Source organism: Chlamydia abortus (genome assembly GCF_002895085.1).
Taxonomy (GTDB): Bacteria; Chlamydiota; Chlamydiia; order Chlamydiales; family Chlamydiaceae; genus Chlamydia; species Chlamydia abortus.
In genome coordinates, this window is the sequence record NZ_CP024084.1 from 877684 (window position 1) to 894945 (window position 17262).

A 17262-nucleotide genomic window follows, 5' to 3' on the forward strand; every position below is an offset into this window, starting at 1 on the left:
AACAGCAACTGTTTAAAAATTATTGAATTTGAAGTCCTTTTCATCTCTTCCTCATACTTGTTAAATTTTCTATCATAAAAATTAGAATTGTGATTAGAAAAATCATGTTATTTAATTATTTTTTGAGTCTGAAAAGGCCTCATCCTAAGTGGGATTGCCAACATGTGGGAAATTTTTCTAAAAATGATGCTCGTATTCTTTATGAATTTCTATACAATTTCCTTCGTTCGTGGTTAACACACTTATTTTCTTAGGACACCGTCTAAATTGAATTATCTAAAAATCGGTGTAGTTTAGAAATCACAGAAAAGTAAAATGAAAATTCTATAAGGAAATGTAGATAAATAATCATAAAAATCCTTGTATAAGGTATAAATGTGTGTCTTTCTGCTAGGCATTTTGTTCTTGCAAACTTCAATGTTTTTGTTATGGTGAAATTCCCTTAGAAAAAAGAGTGCTCATATAAACCCTTTTTCTTCCAAGACTTTTTAACACCTGATATCTATAATAAATGGTCTGTGACAACAAAACTCTCTTGCGTAGAGGCTTAGAATTGTTTAGAAAAATTTCTAAATCTGCACCCACTCCAATTATCTACTCAGCTGCCGACCACAACATCAAACTTAAAAATTTTTCTCCACACGCACTTTCCGTAGTAAAGACCTTACGGAAAGCTGGACATAAAGCGTATATTGTTGGCGGATGTATCCGCGATTTGCTACTCAACACAACTCCCAAAGATTTTGACATTTCTACATCAGCTAAACCTGAGGAAATCAAAGCTGTTTTTAAGAATTGTATACTTGTTGGGAAACGCTTCCGCTTAGCGCATATTCGCTTCTCAAATCAAATCATTGAAGTCTCTACCTTCCGTTCGGGAAGTGCTGATGAGGATTGTCTCATTACCAAAGATAACCTTTGGGGGACTGCTGAGGAAGATGTTTTAAGGAGGGATTTTACCATCAATGGTTTATTCTATGATCCTACAGAAGAAACGATCATAGATTATACTGGAGGTGTGAGCGATTTAGAGAACCGCTACTTAAGGACTATTGGCGATCCTTTTGTTCGTTTTAAACAAGATCCCGTAAGAATGTTGCGTTTATTAAAAATACTCGCGAGAGCGCATTTCACTGTGGATCCTAAAACATTAGAAGCTCTTCAAGAGTGCCGTTATGAGTTAATTAAGAGTTCCCAAGCGCGTGTCTTTGAAGAACTCATAAAAATGCTAGGTTCGGGAGTTTCCTCGCAGTTTTTTAAATTAACGGCAAAATATCAGATTTTAGAAATTCTTTTCCCTTATATGGACAAAGCGTTTCGTCTCAATAAGACTCTAGAAGAACAAACCTTTGCCTGTTTGGATGTCTTAGATAGGCACATAGTCAACAAAAAACATAACTATGACCGCCATCAGCTCATGGCGATATTTTTATTTCCTATTGTAAACTTTAATGTACGTTATAAGCACCGCCAGTACCCGAGCCTTTCACTCACATCTGTCTTTGACTACATTAAAAATTTTTTAGGAAAGTTTTTTGCAGATTCATTTACCAGTTGTTCTAAAAAAAATTTTATTTTAACAGCTTTGATTTTGCAGATGCAATATCGGCTAACCCCATTAGTGCCAACGAAAAAAATCCACTTCTTTAACCGGAAGTTTTTAAACCACGTACGTTTTTCTGAAGCTCTTTCCCTATTAGAAATACGTAGCTTAGTTTATCCTAAGCTAGATAAAATACTTGCTGCTTGGATAAAGCATTACCAAGCATTACAATTTAAAAAGGAACTTCCTTCTTGAGTTTAAACTAGCCATGTTTCCTCTTTATCTGGTTCGTCTACTGTATCCTATAGGACTAATAGCTAATCTATTTTTTGGCTTTGCGTTTACTCTCCAGTGGTTTCTAAGTGAAAGACACAAAAGAGCTTGTGTCCCTAAGGCTTTTTGGATCTTTTCATCCATAGGGGCGATTTTGATGATTGCTCACGGCTTTATTCAAAGTCAATTTCCTATAGCACTTCTCCACGGGGCAAATTTGGTTATCTATTTTAGGAACCTAAATATCTCTTCTTCCCGTAAGCTCTCTTTAAAAACAACTTTGATCATTCTTGCTGTAACACTGCTTCTCACTGCATTACCTTTTGCCTTAGAAGCTTACTATCATCCTAACATGCAGTGGATGGCTTCTCCTAATATCTTTCACCTTCCTCTACCCCCACCGAATATGTATTGGCATATGATTGGTTGTTTAGGATTGTTCACTTTTTCGTGTAGATTCTTTATTCAATGGTGCCACTTAGAAATGAATAATCAATCGACATTACCGGTGCTATTCTGGCAGGTAGGTTTTGTGGGAGGTTTCCTGGCCTTTCTTTATTTTATACGCACAGGAGATCCTGTAAATATTCTGAGTTATGGTTGTGGATTGTTTCCCTCCATAGCTAATTTACGCATTATATATAAGAAATCACGTCTTTCGGAATTTCACAACCCCAGCTACTTCATATCTGCTGGAGAAGCTAGTGGCGACACTTTAGGCAGCGACCTTCTTCGCCATATCAAAGCTCTTCATCCCGATAAGCGTTGTTTTGGTGTTGGAGGACCTTTAATGCGCCAAGAAGGTCTTGAACCTCTAATCCACATGGAAGAGTTTCAAGTGTCAGGATTCTTAGAAATCCTCACCTCTATCTTTACTCTGATTAAGAAATACCGAAAGTTATACAAAGCTATTCTTAAAGAAAATCCTGAGATAGTCTTCTGCATAGATTTCCCAGACTTTCATTTTTTCCTTATTAAAAAGCTAAGAAAATGCGGTTATACAGGAAAAATCGTTCACTATGTCTGTCCGAGTATTTGGGCATGGCGACCTAAAAGAAAAAAGATCCTAGAAAAGTATTTAGATACCCTTTTGCTCATACTTCCTTTTGAAAATGAGCTTTTCATAAACTCCCCTTTAAAAACGATCTATCTAGGACATCCTTTAGTAAAGACGATATCGAATTTCCAACATTGCCCATCCTGGAAACAAGCTCTCGCTATTTCTGATCAACCTATTGTTGCCCTGTTTCCGGGTAGCCGACCTGGGGATATTCTCAGAAATTTACAAGTACACATTCGTGCATTTCTTGCCTCATCATTAGCAGAATCACATCAGCTTCTGGTATCTTCTTACAACCTGAAACACGATCAGACCATCCTCGACCTCTTAGAAAAAGAAGGTTGTTGTGGTAAAACTGTCCCGGCGATGTACCGTTATCACCTTATGCGAGATTGCGATTGTGCCTTAGCAAAATGTGGAACTATTGCTCTGGAAGCCGCTTTAAATCAAACACCCACAATTGTCACCTGTCTTCTTCGACCTTTTGATATCTTTTTAGCCAAGTATATCTTTAAGATCTTTATGTCTGCATATTCCCTCCCAAATATCATTACCAAATCGATTATCTTCCCAGAATTTATAGGAGGTAAATCTGACTTTACTCCTGAAGAAGTAGCAGCAGCTATAGATATCCTTGCTAATCCTAAATCTAGAGAAAAACAAAAACGTGCGTGTCAGACACTTCTTGAAACAATGGAAACAAATGTGGTGACGGTTCAAGAATGTTTACAAACTATACACTCATTAAAAAGTCGTTTTCATACAGAAAATGATTGCTTAGGGAACTACGTCCAGAAGAATGTTAGGCCGAGTTTTTAACTTTTTCTATGATGTCTGACTACAACAAGTAGTGCTTTTCTCCCTACATAGATGGGAACAGGGTGACGGGGAAAGATGAATAATCTGAGATGATCGAATGAAGTCCTCATCTATGCAATCTTAAGTCATTTCAAGCTAGGTTTCAGATCGTGTTTTTTTTCTGCATGAATTCCCGTTCTATCTCCTTTATGTAAGATCGTTGACGTTCAATCATCCTATTAGATTCTTTGAGCCTTAATTCCAGCCTACAAAGCTCTGCTTCATAAGCTATCCGATTTGCCATATGCATGTGCTATTCTTCTTGAAGTCGAGTATCACAATCTTCATTCATTTGTTGCAAAGCAGCTATATAATCTTTAAGCTCAGTGATACAGGCTTCTAGTTCTTTATTTTCAGAGCGCCAAGCATCTTCATTACCGAGGTAGGTAGCCCTGTCTTCTATACAACCTTGTAGAAGAGAATCATATTCATTTTTCATCTCGGCTGCCTCGTTCTTATAATCAAGAGCTTTATTTTGAAGATCTTGAATTTCTGCGAGCAATTTCTGTACTGTGGCATGATGCTCATCACGTGTAGAAGAATCTATAGTTTTGGTTTTCCAAGAATGAGCAAAAATATGCTTCAATCTTAACCCTAAGAAAACTAACCCTAGAATTATTGAAATTCCAGAAAGCACAACAACAAAAGAAGGGAGTAGAGAAGCAAAAGCACTTACTGCAATGACATGAGTAAGAATGAAAACCACACTTATAGCTATCAAAGTCGTATGAATTAATAACTGTTTTTTAGAAGAGTATGTGGGTAAGGTATTCACACTTGTTTGTTCTGAATTTTTTAACAAGGATATATCATTCATAATCTCAAACACTCCAAATAAAAAATATAGATAGTTTTACTCTTTTCTATTCTCAGAGCAAGGTAGTATATTACTATCGATAAATTCTTGGATACTAGAAGCATAGATATCTAATGCACTAGCAAATGCCGTTAGGCTATTGCTTATAGACGTTGTGATTTCCCCTTTTTTTATACTATCAGTAATCAATGACACGAGATCTTTTAACTTACTTTTCAATGTGATCAGTTTGTGACTTAACTGCCGAATGCTTCCTTGGTTTTGTCCTCTGTGCTCTACGTTATCTGTAAGAAGGAGCTGTAGGTTAGAAATTTTTTCCTTTAATTCATCAACTTTGTCCGTTAATTCTGAGATTCTCTGATCTTTTAGAAAAATTAATGCGGATTGTTCTTGGATTTCGGATTGCTGCTGAAGGAAACAAAACCTCAGATTACTAGATACAAGTTTTTCCGCATGTTCGGACTGACGAGCAATTATAGACTCTTGATTAAGCAACTCATTACTAGCCTGGAGTTTCTCTATAACCCTATGAGAAGTAGCTTGATTTTCCTCTAGGACATGCCTCAACTCCACTAATTCTTCACGTAAACGAGTCACCATGTTCTCTAAATCAGAGCGTTCTTGAGCCATCGCAGCATACCTATGGGTGAGGCTGTCTAGTTCATCTTGTTTGCTCTTTAAGAGAGTCTGCATGTGCAAAACATCTTCCATCTCCTCATTCTGTTGACTTGGAGGAAGATCGTCTTCTTCTGATACACGGTTCTCTTCATCCTGTGGATACGTTTGCAATTTCTGCATGATACTTTCAGATCCTGAAACCTCTGAACTATGAAGATGAGCTAACTGCAAAATCATACAGGAGAGCCTTCCTCCTATGCAGAGCATCAATGCAACTCCAACAACTACACTAATAAGAATCCCGTTAAAGATTGCAGAAGATTGAGCAGGGGATATCACAAGTAACGCTATTCCAGCTGCAATAACAACTAAACCTAAAATACCTGCGATTATAGAAGTGATAAGAACAACGTGCGGTTTATTAACATGATAACGACTAGAACCTAGTAGCTGCGTATCAGCAAGTTCTAAGCGATGAGAAAGTTTCATAAGTTACTCGCCTAAACATAATGTGATAAACAACTAATCCTAAATAGAATGAGCTACGAGTATTCAATATATGTAATGTATTTATTGGCAAGTTAATGATTTTTAAAATTGAGAAAATGACACACTGACTAAATAGAACACAAAAAAGGCTCCAAACATAAGCAAGGAGCCTTTTTTGACATTTTAATAACTATAGACTTATCTAGAAAATTCCTGTTCAGAAGATAGACTGGCCTCATCATCAGCATTATGATCTTCTACCACCATATAAGCCGTCCCCCGATTCCGGGGATCCTATAATATTATTAGCTTCAAACCAGTCCGCATGATCACCATCTTCTTCATTACTCGAAGGCATTTCTATATCCATACTAGCGTCTGCGAGTCGAGATTCTAATTCTCGAGACAGATTCACCACCTCACCTTGTATAACGCGTAATTGTTGTTCTAAATCTTTTTTTTCTGCTTCAAATCGATGAAGATCTTCTATACATCTTCCTTCAATATGTTGAGTCCTTTCCAATTAAGAGACCATTTCTTCTCTAAGATAATCTAATTCCATTCTTTGTTCTTGTAATTGTCTATTCAGCTCTATCTCCACCCCTTCTAGATGCTGTATATGCTGACATAATCTCTCCTGCTCTTCGCGGCTATGCCGCATAGTAGCACGAAGATGAAAAAGGTTATAAACAGCCACACAAATAATGAGAATAGAAGCGATTAAAATTAGAGTCAGAAAAATGATGTAAAGAGATCCCACCTGAATATGAGAGGCCGCACGAACAATAATTTGTGCTGCAATGATGATTATACTCAAGGCGATCGCAGAAATATTCATCATGCGATGGCCTTGGAATCCACGAACAGAAATCCTGTTTAAATTCATACCTATGTAATTAGCAACCCCGTCCAAAACTTCCCCTAGAACAAAATGAAAAACACATATGTATTGAGAAACACAAAAGTTTCGTATGTAGGTAACGCAAGGCTTTGCTGATGCTTAAAAAAACCCCGGTATATATTGGCTAACTTGTATCCTAACATGATCATTCAGGATATAAGCATTATCGAGACTGCACTTTACTCTCTAATTCTTCCACCTTTTTCGTCGCGGAATCAAGAGTTTATTCATGATAAAGAAGTAATCCAACTCATGATATGAGGCAAGATATCGTACATACGAGCTGTACGAATAAACGTAGACAGAGAGACGTAAGCAAGGTTACGAATGAATCAAAAGAATGGCTAAAAAAAACCTCGACCCTATTTACCCCATAGAGTCGAGATTATACTAATTTAAATAGGCTATAGACTTGGGTTTATAGTCTGTTCAATTAGTCTTCCAAATCGTTCGAATTGCCAGAACCACCTACATGATCATCTGCAGCCGATACTTCACTACCGTCTGGATCTACCTCAGAGGGAGCTGAATCGTCTACACTAGAAGCACTCGCTACTAATTGTTCTTGTAATTCATCTAGCTGTGCTTGCAGTTTGTCCATTCCAGATATCAGACTAGATTTTTCACTTTGTAGAACTTTGATCTCTTTCTTGCTCTCGTCAAGCTGTTCATTTAATTCTGCAACCTGACATAAAAGACGTGCTGTTTCCTGCATTGTTACATTCACTTTATGTGATACAGAAGCCTCTAATGCCTTGATTTGATTTTGCGCCTTGAGGAAGTCTTCTTCTACTTTTTTCTTTTCCTCTTCCAGCTCTTGAACTCTATTTTCTAAACGTAGCATGGCTGCAACTTTAGTATCCAGATCACAGTGGAGATTTTTCATCTTCTCTGTTAATTCATCTCTCATATAAGCTAATAAAGAAACTCGATCTTGAAGATCTTCTATCGACCTTTGATCTTTGTCTAGTTTTGATTCAAGACATCGAACCGTAGCAACAAGATCCGAATTTTGATTTATAAGGTTCTTAATACGCCCATCATAAAATTCAAGATTTTTCTCTTTTACTTCTATCTCTTCTACAAGATCTACGACTTTACCTTGCAACTTGACTACTGCGCTAACTCCTTCGTCTTGTAACTGTTTCAAACACAATTCCAATTCTTCTTTTTCTTTTGAAAGTGTGTCAACTTGTTTTAACGATTGTATTAGTTGTGTTTCTAAATCTTGTACTTGTTCCTCTAAACGACCTACATCTTGCTTAGCCGAAGTAACATCTGCGATCCTCTTTTTTAGCTCTGCTTGCATTTTTTGTGCTTCTTCAGCGATAGCTGGATAGCTTGCTACTAATTCCTTCAGTGCTTGAACTTTAGATTCTAAAGACGTTTTTTCTTGATTTGCTTGTGCTAAATCACCTATGACACTCATCAACTTCACTGACAATTCACTACAACGTCCTTGTTCTTCTGCTAACTGCGCTTCAGAACGTATGAGCTGCTCTCTTAGCCCAATCATTTCTGCCTCTAGACGTGTGTTCTCCTCACCAAGTTGGGGATCGCTAGAAACTCTTCGAGATTGAGAAACTAAATTATACATAGCCATGGAGAGAAGAATAACGCTAGCTAGTAAAGCAACAGATACAAGAGCAACTAGAGTTACAGATGTAGGTAAGGCAAAGAAAACCAAAGCACCTACTAAAGTTCCGACAAGCACCATGCCTGCTAATAAAGCTATAGCAGTTGCAATTCGTTGATATTTACTTACCGATGTGCTAAAGAGTGTGTGTTGCGTTGTAGATACATGTGTTGCAATAGGATTAGTGTTCACAGGGCTAGTTGTCATAAATAACTCATTTTTAATAACATAACTCAAAACATTGAAGCGGTCATAACGCTTTAAATGCAAGAATTTTATGCCCAACGATAAGTAAAAAAACTTCAGTGAAAATAGCGACAAATAACTGAGGGACTCATGTTTACGGACAAGAACGAGTTCCCTATATACACCAAGCCTTAGAAACAGCCACAAGTGCACAATATCCTTCTACAGTTCTACATGGGGGAATCTTGATGTCTTCAGAAAGTATAACCATGGCATGTTCGATGTATTTCATACATAAGCCATAGGGAAATTAAGGACTTCCAACTATTTGTGGAAAGTCCTTAATTAGAATATGAGGTTTTAACGTGTTTCCTCAAAATGTCTTAATTGACTTTGAGCAACACTAAGAAGATGAGTCTCTCGATTGAATTGCCTCTGATACCTCTAGCAACTGTTTTTGAAGATCAGAGAAACGTTTTGTACAAGCTTCTAATTGAACATAAGCTTCAACTAGTTGCCTATCAAGATCAGCAAGATCTATTTGTTCACCTTGCACTGTGACTAGTTTGCCAGCTCCTTCTTCTTTTATCTTTTCCAAAGCAGATTTCAACTCTTCTTTTTGCTTTACAAGTACTGCAACTTGGTCTAACGATTGTATTAATTGTGATTCTTCAGCGATGGCTGGATATTTTTCTACTAATTCCTTCAGCGCTTTAACCTTAGATTCTAAAGAAGCTTTTTCTTGATTTGCTTGGTCTAAATCAATCTCGGTACTCATCAACTTCACGGACAATTCACTACTACGTCCCTGTTCTTCCTGTAACTGCACTTCAGAACGTGTAAGCTTCTCTTGTAGCGCAATCATTTCTGCCTCTAGACGTATGTTCTCTTTACCAATTTGGGCATAACTAGAAGCTCTTCGAAATTGAGAAACTAAATTATACACAGACATGGAGAGAAGAATAACGCTAGCGAGTAAAGAAGTAGAGACAAGAGCAACTAGAGTTAAAGATGCAGGTAAGGCAAAGCAAACCAAAGCACCTATTAAAGTTCCAACAAGCACCATGCCTGCTAACAAAGCAATAACAGTTGCAAGTCGCTGATATTTATTCGATGATATGTTAGAGAGTGCATGTTGTGTCGTAGGTACGTGTGTCGCAATAGGAGTAGTATTCACAAGGCTAGTTGTCATAAATCACTCGTTGTTAATAACATAATTCAGAGCATTGAAACAGTTATAATCTTTTAAATGCAAGAAATTTATTTCCAACGATAAGTAGAACAACTTCAGTGGAAATAGAGACAAATAACTTAGGAACTCATGTTTACCGAGATGAGCGAGTTCCCTATACACACCAAAAGCCTGAGAAACAACCACAGGTGCACAATATTCTCCTACAGCTATGTAGGGGGAATCTTAATGTCTTCAGAAAGTATAGCCATGGCATGTTTGATGTATTTCATTACATAAGCCATAGGGAAATTAAGGACTTTCAACTATTTGTGGAAAATCCTTAATTAAAGTATGAGATGTTAACGCCCTTCTTCAAAATGCCTTAATTGATTTTGAGCAACGCTAAGAGCTAAGTCTCTCGATTGAATTTCCTGTGATGCCTCTACGAGCTGTTTTTGAAGATCAGAGAAACGGTTTTTATAATTTTCTAATTGAGCATGAGCTTCATCTAGTTGCCTATGAAGATCATCATTAATCTGTTGTAAATGTTGTTGCTCTGCTAATGATCGTGTTTCTGCACTCGCAGGGCTTAATGTTTCTTGATAAGCTCTTAGAGCTTCTGTAAGCTCATGAATTTTCGCTTCTAACGCCTTTGTACGTTCTTTTGCTTCTTCTAGATTTTCTCGTAATACAAATAGCTTAACTTCGCGGATATCGAAAACTTCCTGTTCCAATTCATAAAGTGCCGCAGAATCAATCGGAGCATTTGGAGGAAAATTAAATTCGCGTACTTTTGCTTCAAGTTCTTCATTCCCATCACAATATTGCTGCAAACGCATTGCCCTCAAATTATCCACATGATTTCTTCCTGGGACAGAGTTCTGCGTGCGGAAAAGATTAAACAACCGACTCTCTAAGTCAAATATGCTTTGATGATTGATGAAGTTTTCAGTAGCCCAACTTAGTGAGTCCACTTCTCTTTCTAGTACAGAACCCTTACTGAGTTCTTCCATTCTGGTGATTCTATCGCGTGCCATCGATACACGCTCTTTTGTATCAGAACTCATTTTTGTTCTTATATCTTTTCTTGCCTCTTCTAACTTAGCTATACTGCTGAATCTTTCAGGATCCGATTGCAACTTCAGACTTCTTTCATTTGTGTATGTTAAGACAGAGCCTCGTAATCTCCTATTATGCCTCTCTAATTCTCCGATAGTTATCTGATTTTCTCTTATCTGTCGGTTCAGTGTTTGTACTTCTTCTTGCAGACTAGACACACTGACTCCTGTTGTATTTTGTAATTGTTGGACCTGTGTGGCTAATTCTTGTCTCTCAGACTTACTTTCAGTTAATGCTAACTCCACCTCTTTTCTTTTACTTATCTGATAGTCTATCTGTTTCTTAGATACCCTTCGAATACGCATTACCTGATTAGAAAAGAGAATAACCTGCCTCTCTAAATCTAAAATCTTATTTTGTTTTTCCTGATTGTCTTGTTGTAAGTCTGCCATCCTAGCTGCCATTTCTTCCTCTAGAGGCTGCGAAATCTCAACTAGATCGTCTCCTTGAACTGCGGATGCTGTATTTCCTATTTGCAAATCACTCACTCGATTTGCAAAATTCCTGCACTTCTACTTGAGTTCTTCTATTTCTTGCTCATATTTCCTACGTTTCTCAATGAAAGCTTCCACTCGAAATGCTTGCTCTTTAGCAACATTTGCAAGCTCCTGTTCTAGTCCGCGTATTCTTGTTAGCCCCTCGGATTCGTTTTGTTGCAACTGTGAAATTTCCTCTTCGTAACGCCGTTGTCTTTCTTGACTTGCTGTTATATTCGCAAGAAATTCTTCTTCTTTACGACGTATCTTCTCTTTTAATCTAAGAATATGATTTTTAGAATCTTTCTGAGATTGATTCAGTTCTGTGATTTTTGATTCATAATGTGCGCGATCTTCTGATAAAGTAGACAGTCTCTCTGCGGCGACTTCCAATTGCACAATTTTGGCTTCTAATTCTAAGCATCTTATACGTAAATCATCTCTTTCTCTTTCTAACTTAACTCGGAGTTCTTCTTGATTTTTAACAACAAGTCTATGATTTCTATCTCCTTGTTGTAATATTCCTTCCAATGAGAGTACACGATCTTCTGTCTCAGATTTTCGTTGTGCTAATTCTTCTAACTGACTTTCTAAACAAAAAACACGTTCTCTAAATTGAGATTCATTAGAAGCCAACATCCCCTCTAAATCTTGTATTCTCTCTTCGGAATGCCTCTCGCTTACCCGATTTTCTTCATGTCTCAAAACCTCAGACTCTAACTCTGAAATTCTCGTCAACGCATGTGCGTGCTCTCTTTCTAACTCCTGTATTTGCTGATTTTCACATTGTACATTGCCGACACTCTCATCAGGAATCTGATCAGGCGCTACGTGCACAAGTGCCTCATGAGACAGCCTTTCATTCTGTGGAGGTTCTCTGTGTATATTCTGCTTTCTATTGACTATATGATAAAAGCTCATAGCTAGGAAAAATAACGCAACTAAAACGCTCATACCTCAAACAACACTGGGAAGTACCCCCAATTCAACACTGAAAAGAACAAGAGCGGTTATACTAGAAATAAGAACTAATACGGATAGGAATATAGAAAATACATAGATGGCTAAACAACCCTTTGAGGAATTCGCCCTGACTAAACATAGGTTAGTTTCTAAAGTTGGCGTTAAATACGCAGAAATACATCTCATAATTATCTCACAAACAAATATCACGATTAAAACAATAAGACCTAACATGTGTTGAGATCTTGTATTGAGAAAAAGAGCGATTCGAAACACTCTTTGTATATTAAAATAAGGAAATACGAAATAGAATAAGCTTCACAATTAGGCGTGAAGCCTATTTATAGAACAAGATAGGAATAGTCTATATACTTGAAAATCGGTTACGTGTTCTTGCAATCGGTTGTAAATTTAAAGTTTCTAACAAAGCTATGCGTTCTTCTTGCTGTCGAATCCGAACTAAAGCGCTGGTAAGAGAACTGATTCCGGTATCTGTTTCTAAGTTCTCATAATAGTTTACAGTAGATTGTAGATGCTCTAAGGCCTCTTCTTTCGCTTTTAATAAGTCTTTCAGCTGCTGAATATGGTCTGCATCTACTTCTTGTTGTTGAGTTACAGTGTGTCGTAAATCACTAATTTGCTGATCTTTTTCTTGTAATTCTTGATTAAACTTTTCTTGATTTTGCAATAGAGTTTGTCGTACCTCGGCTAATGCTGTATCCTTCTCTGTTTCTTGATTCGTCAACTCTGATTCTAACAATTGCATTCTTTCTCTTGTGGACCTTTCTTTAGATTCCATCTCTTGTTGATGCTTGTGATCAAGTCGAAGACGTAGATCCGTCTGTCTTACCATTTCTCTATAACATTCTTGGTCCTTCCTTTCTAACAATTGCGCGTGTTCTCTTCTGATTTCGTGAATAGTACTGTCTAATTGTACTATGCGCTCACATTTCTCTTGTAAGAGATCTCGTTGTTCCCCAGGTATAGAGACTAGACTTGTCTCTATTCCCCTGGCATTTTCCTGCTTGAACAAACGTAAAGAAACTAGTTCGTGATTAGCGACATCTAGTTGTTGTGATAATTCAACAACTCTTGCCTGTTCTATAGCATGAGAAGTCGCCTGTTGTTCAGGGCCACTCTGATAACAAAAATACACACCCAACGCTATAAGTAACAGCCCTGCGATAATAGCCATACCTAGGAGAATAGCACTTAATAAGCCCATATCTGCTCCCAGAAAAATGCAAGCGGCTATACTAGAAACTATGATCAAAATCCCTGACACGATAGCAATCGTATTGATAGTAATATGAGAATTCGTTCTGTCTACACGTGTAGACACTATTTCTTGTCCTTCTAATCTAGAAAACAAGTTCATCTGCATACATTTCATAAAAAAACCCGTAATAAAATAGATAACTTGCACACGCTCGTCTTTTACGCATGGGATATTGTCAAGCGTTTGATAGGAATAGCAGCACGGATTAACTAGAAAAGAAAATCACAAATGGTCTTGTTTAGTGCGCTAAGTATTCATCACAGAGTATTCTCCCCCTAAGATTCCACAGAAAATATGATGAAAAAGTAGAAAAAGTTTATCTGTTAAAATCTAATACGCTCATTTATGACAAGTACTCATTTCTCCTTGTCTTTGTTTACATTGTAATTAGTGCATAACACTTCTAACTTATTATTCTCTAGATTCACGGTGATCCAAAAAACGGATCCTCAGCAACCACGACATTGTGCACCGTATCTTCTTCTAAACTCATATCGATAATATCTAGATTAGTATCTTCAGAAATAGTATCTCCGGATCTTAAAAATCCACTTCTCAAATCCGCTATCTCTTGAGCTTGCTGAGAAGAGAGTTCTCTCAATCGTATGAGTTCTCTTTGTTGACTTTCTCTTTCATCTTCGAAATAACTCGCTATCATGGCCCCTACTTGTTTTCGAGTATATTCCTCGGAATTCGCAATCATCAGAAAATCCTGACTAGTTGCAGTCTCTGTGAGCATGGAAGGGGATTGCGATTCAAAACGTGTTTCCATCCTTTCAACCATCCTGTAATAAAAAGCTAGCGTGCGTTTGAGCTTCTCATTCTCCTCTTCAAGGGAACGTACGTTTATGATGTTGTCAGGTAATACTATTTCTCTGCTATGCCCTTCAGATTCTCTGCCTATGACTAAAAATGGGGCTTCTTCAAGACTATTTCTATTTTTCTCTACTTCTTCTAAACGTGTTTGCAAGGCACGTATTGTCCCTTGATTTACTGTTTGGGTATTCTGCAGTTTTTTTATCGAGCTTTGCAAATCTGTGTCCATACTAGACAAGACAACGAGATCCCTATTGCGTAGACTTAATGCATCTTCTAAAGCACGTATACGCGTTTGTGACTCATCCCTTTCTTGCAGTAAAATATGCACACGCTCATGTATAGGCGCAATTTTCTGAAAATGCATGAGATCCTGATGAGAGTGCATTTGCTGAAAAAGATCTTCATAACGCTGTATAGAACGCGCGTAGTCTATACTTTTTTCTCTGTATCTAGACAAGCTCTCTTGACATTCGTTGCTTAGATTATTACTGTCTTCGGCTGTAAACAGCCTATGGAGCCTTTGGACATCTGCATAGGCATTGTCAAACTCCTCCTTAGCACTATCCATGCTGATTTTTACTAGGTTTCTCTGACTTATACAACATTCGTAGGCGAGGCGCTCTTGTTCATATTCTGACAACAAAGTGTGTAATTCTCTTTCTATGGCTTCTACGCTTTCCTCTGTGAGTGTCGTGGCTTCTGAGAGCTTAGAATCATGGATATGAGATCGTGGATTGTCTTCTGAAAAACGCTGAGACTGAGATACTACAGCAGGACAGGAAAAACATTGTAAACTCACGCTGAAGAGTAATACTCCAATAGCAACAGATACACCGATTATGACGGTAGAATACAGTACTCCTAACTGTGTTCCAAATAGAATGACAGCAGCTATAGCCCCAGTAATAATCAATAAACTCGCTATTAATGATACAATCGTCGTAAGAAAATGAACTCGAGAATCAGAAAAATGACAACAGCGATCTTCAGAGTTCTCCAATTTCAAATAGAAACAAGGAGAAACGGATTTCATATAAAATCAATCCAAATTATAAACGGCTGAAGCATGATATTTTCTATTCTATTTTATTTCAAACTCTTATTAAGAAATCTGGTTTGACGATTCGATGAGCTTATGTAACTCATTTATAATCAAAAGAAAAAGCGCAATTATTGAGAAAGGTGCATTTTTTGAAGAAAAATGCGAAATTTAAAAAGGTAAACAAACTGAGTATAAAAAGAACTGCAGAAGATATTTTCAGCAAAAAACATTATCTCACTCATCTTGAAGAAATTCCTTTGTTACTTGCTATTTTGTTTATTTTCATCATTTGTCATTAAGATGTTTTTTGATTAGAATTACTTCTTTTTATAGTTATATCCACTTCCATTATCCGTACAGTTATTGCTTAGACGCTCTCTTTCTGTATCCGAGGTCTGTAATTCAATATAGAATCTGAGAGCCACTTTTTACTCACGAATCATACATGGCTTATGTATGAGCCCCACATCTAATCTTCACCACGCGTATATGCATACAATATTGAATGACGACTTAATGAATTTTGTAAGACTGAGCTACCCCTATGGCAAACATTACCCTGAATTGTTTTCCTAACTACTCCACCAGTCCCGTCGCTGAATTATCTTTAAAACAGCGTTTACAGACATGTGCAGGAAACATCCATTACCACGTCTTTTACTTTTTCATCACAACTACCTTATTGAAGCAGTCACCATATACTGTAAATCCAGCGAATGCGCGTATACTTCTTACTGTTATTCTTTCTGTAGTTGTCAGTAGTGTTCTTTTCGTATTTCTCTATCCGTTAAAACTCGCTCTCTTGGGAGTCAGCCTATGTTTAAAAGATGCTGAAACAGCCGCAATATCCCCTGTAAAGGTTTTTTCTCGTCATTTACAGGACATATGTCATGACACGCTGTATATCAATTCTGCTACCCTTCATGTCGTCCCTGAGTCCTCTCCCTTTTTAAAGTCCTTTTTAATTCCGGAGAAACACTCCTGGAAGTTATGCCACTTGGAAAGTGAGATAAGCAAAATATATTCTGGTACACCTGATCCCCTATACAAAATTCTTCACTATGTAAACACCAAGTTTTTACAAAAAAACGGCGCCTCTTCTAGCCAACAAGACTCCTTAGAAGAATCTCTGTATTATTCCGTTCTACAGAAGCTTACAGCAGCATTACAAGACCCATCTATCACAAAAGAAAGGAAAGAACAGCTGTTAAACTATATAGGATCTTATGCGTATGCATGCCCTCCTACATGGATTGAAGTCATATTTAGAGAACTGACCGAGATCTATAATAAACAAGACACTAGTGTGAACTACGTCCTATTGTGTGTACAAATGTTCAAAGAAAATTTGCTGCAGTTTATTACGAACCGTTCTTCACCGGAGTGGCACCACATAGCGAGCTTTAAACACTACCACGGGCGTTCTCTAGGGCTAAACATGGATTCCCTCGCACGGATTCAATTTACAGGTTACCTGATCTTGAAAAAACAAGGCCTATATGACCGCGTGTATAAGAGATTCATTTCTAGTTACAGAGATTCGGTATCAGACCTCATTGAATACATCCGTGATCAAATCTCTGAATCTTCTCAAGATCTAAAGAACTCCTTGTCACTATATCTATGTGAAACGATGAGGACACTCAGCGTCCCTGAAAACGAAATTTCCTCTATCCTATCCTCTCTGTTTTATGATGATCAGTTTAATCTGAATACTTCTGGGGTGGTGTTCATTTTACTCATACTGGGGATCCTGACGACAAATCCAGAGACAACCACTCAAAAAATAAAAAAACGGCTTGGTGCGATACTCTGTTAATTAGGAGAATTGCAAAAAAATCTTCACAAAAGACACAAATAATCTTTGAGTTAAAAATCTTTAAACTTCAATTACATAGTCAGTAAAAAGTTGTAATTAACCACAGGTTCTTCTAAAATGTTTTAGCTTTTCATAAAAAAGCACGAAAATAGACCCTTTTAGGGAGAATTTTTTGGCTTATTTTCATTCA

Annotated in this window: 10 protein-coding genes and 2 pseudogenes; 4 read left to right on the forward strand and 8 right to left on the reverse strand. The window is 37.3% G+C overall.

The genetic code is table 11. The features are described from left to right. Window positions 1-511: 511 nt before the first annotated feature. Together pcnB and lpxB are read left to right on the forward strand one after the other, a co-directional pair. Entirely contained in the window at window positions 512-1798 is a 1287-nt protein-coding gene (pcnB, locus tag CHAB577_RS03995) for a polynucleotide adenylyltransferase PcnB (RefSeq protein ID WP_011097317.1), read from the forward strand. 13 nt (window positions 1799-1811) lie between these two features. After that, window positions 1812-3695, forward strand: a complete 1884-nt coding sequence (lpxB, locus tag CHAB577_RS04000; RefSeq protein WP_011097318.1) for a lipid-A-disaccharide synthase — start codon at window positions 1812-1814, stop codon at window positions 3693-3695. Window positions 3696-3987: 292 nt separating this feature from the next. Here lpxB and CHAB577_RS04005 read toward each other — a convergent pair whose 3' ends face one another. The 5 genes and pseudogenes from CHAB577_RS04005 to CHAB577_RS04025 all read right to left on the reverse strand — a co-directional run bounded on the left by CHAB577_RS04005 (window position 3988) and on the right by CHAB577_RS04025 (window position 9573). Further along, complete coding sequence (locus tag CHAB577_RS04005; RefSeq protein ID WP_230456364.1) at window positions 3988-4551, reverse strand: coiled-coil domain-containing protein; 564 nt, start codon at window positions 4549-4551, stop codon at window positions 3988-3990. Window positions 4552-4587: 36 nt separating this feature from the next. After that, the gene (locus CHAB577_RS04010; RefSeq protein ID WP_011097319.1) at window positions 4588-5658 is read right to left on the reverse strand and encodes a coiled-coil domain-containing protein; all 1071 of its coding nucleotides are present in this window, start codon (window positions 5656-5658) and stop codon (window positions 4588-4590) included. Window positions 5659-5856: 198 nt separating this feature from the next. After that, a pseudogene (locus tag CHAB577_RS05340) lies at window positions 5857-6571 on the reverse strand (hypothetical protein). Window positions 6572-6992: 421 nt separating this feature from the next. After that, window positions 6993-8402, reverse strand: a complete 1410-nt coding sequence (locus tag CHAB577_RS04020) for an IncA family protein (protein WP_011097320.1) — start codon at window positions 8400-8402, stop codon at window positions 6993-6995. A 382-nt stretch (window positions 8403-8784) separates the two neighbouring features. After that, window positions 8785-9573: an IncA family protein gene (locus tag CHAB577_RS04025; protein ID WP_072667784.1), complete on the reverse strand. Its 789-nt coding sequence runs from the start codon at window positions 9571-9573 to the stop codon at window positions 8785-8787. A 129-nt stretch (window positions 9574-9702) separates the two neighbouring features. Here CHAB577_RS04025 and CHAB577_RS05155 point away from each other — a divergent pair, with 129 nt between their 5' ends. Next, complete coding sequence (locus CHAB577_RS05155; RefSeq protein ID WP_157668421.1) at window positions 9703-9852, forward strand: hypothetical protein; 150 nt, start codon at window positions 9703-9705, stop codon at window positions 9850-9852. 62 nt (window positions 9853-9914) lie between these two features. On the opposite strand, the pseudogene CHAB577_RS05345 reads toward CHAB577_RS05155, so the two are convergent. The 3 genes and pseudogenes from CHAB577_RS05345 to CHAB577_RS04040 all read right to left on the reverse strand — a co-directional run bounded on the left by CHAB577_RS05345 (window position 9915) and on the right by CHAB577_RS04040 (window position 15244). Beyond that, a pseudogene (locus CHAB577_RS05345) lies at window positions 9915-12347 on the reverse strand (coiled-coil domain-containing protein). Between the two features lie 130 nt (window positions 12348-12477). Beyond that, the gene (locus tag CHAB577_RS04035) at window positions 12478-13506 is read right to left on the reverse strand and encodes a coiled-coil domain-containing protein (protein ID WP_173024164.1); all 1029 of its coding nucleotides are present in this window, start codon (window positions 13504-13506) and stop codon (window positions 12478-12480) included. A 310-nt stretch (window positions 13507-13816) separates the two neighbouring features. Next, complete coding sequence (locus CHAB577_RS04040) at window positions 13817-15244, reverse strand: IncA family protein (RefSeq protein ID WP_103025476.1); 1428 nt, start codon at window positions 15242-15244, stop codon at window positions 13817-13819. A gap of 553 nt (window positions 15245-15797) precedes the next feature. Between CHAB577_RS04040 and CHAB577_RS04050 the strand changes: the two genes are divergently transcribed. Continuing rightward, complete coding sequence (locus CHAB577_RS04050) at window positions 15798-17072, forward strand: DUF1548 domain-containing protein (protein WP_011097324.1); 1275 nt, start codon at window positions 15798-15800, stop codon at window positions 17070-17072. Window positions 17073-17262 lie beyond the last annotated feature (190 nt).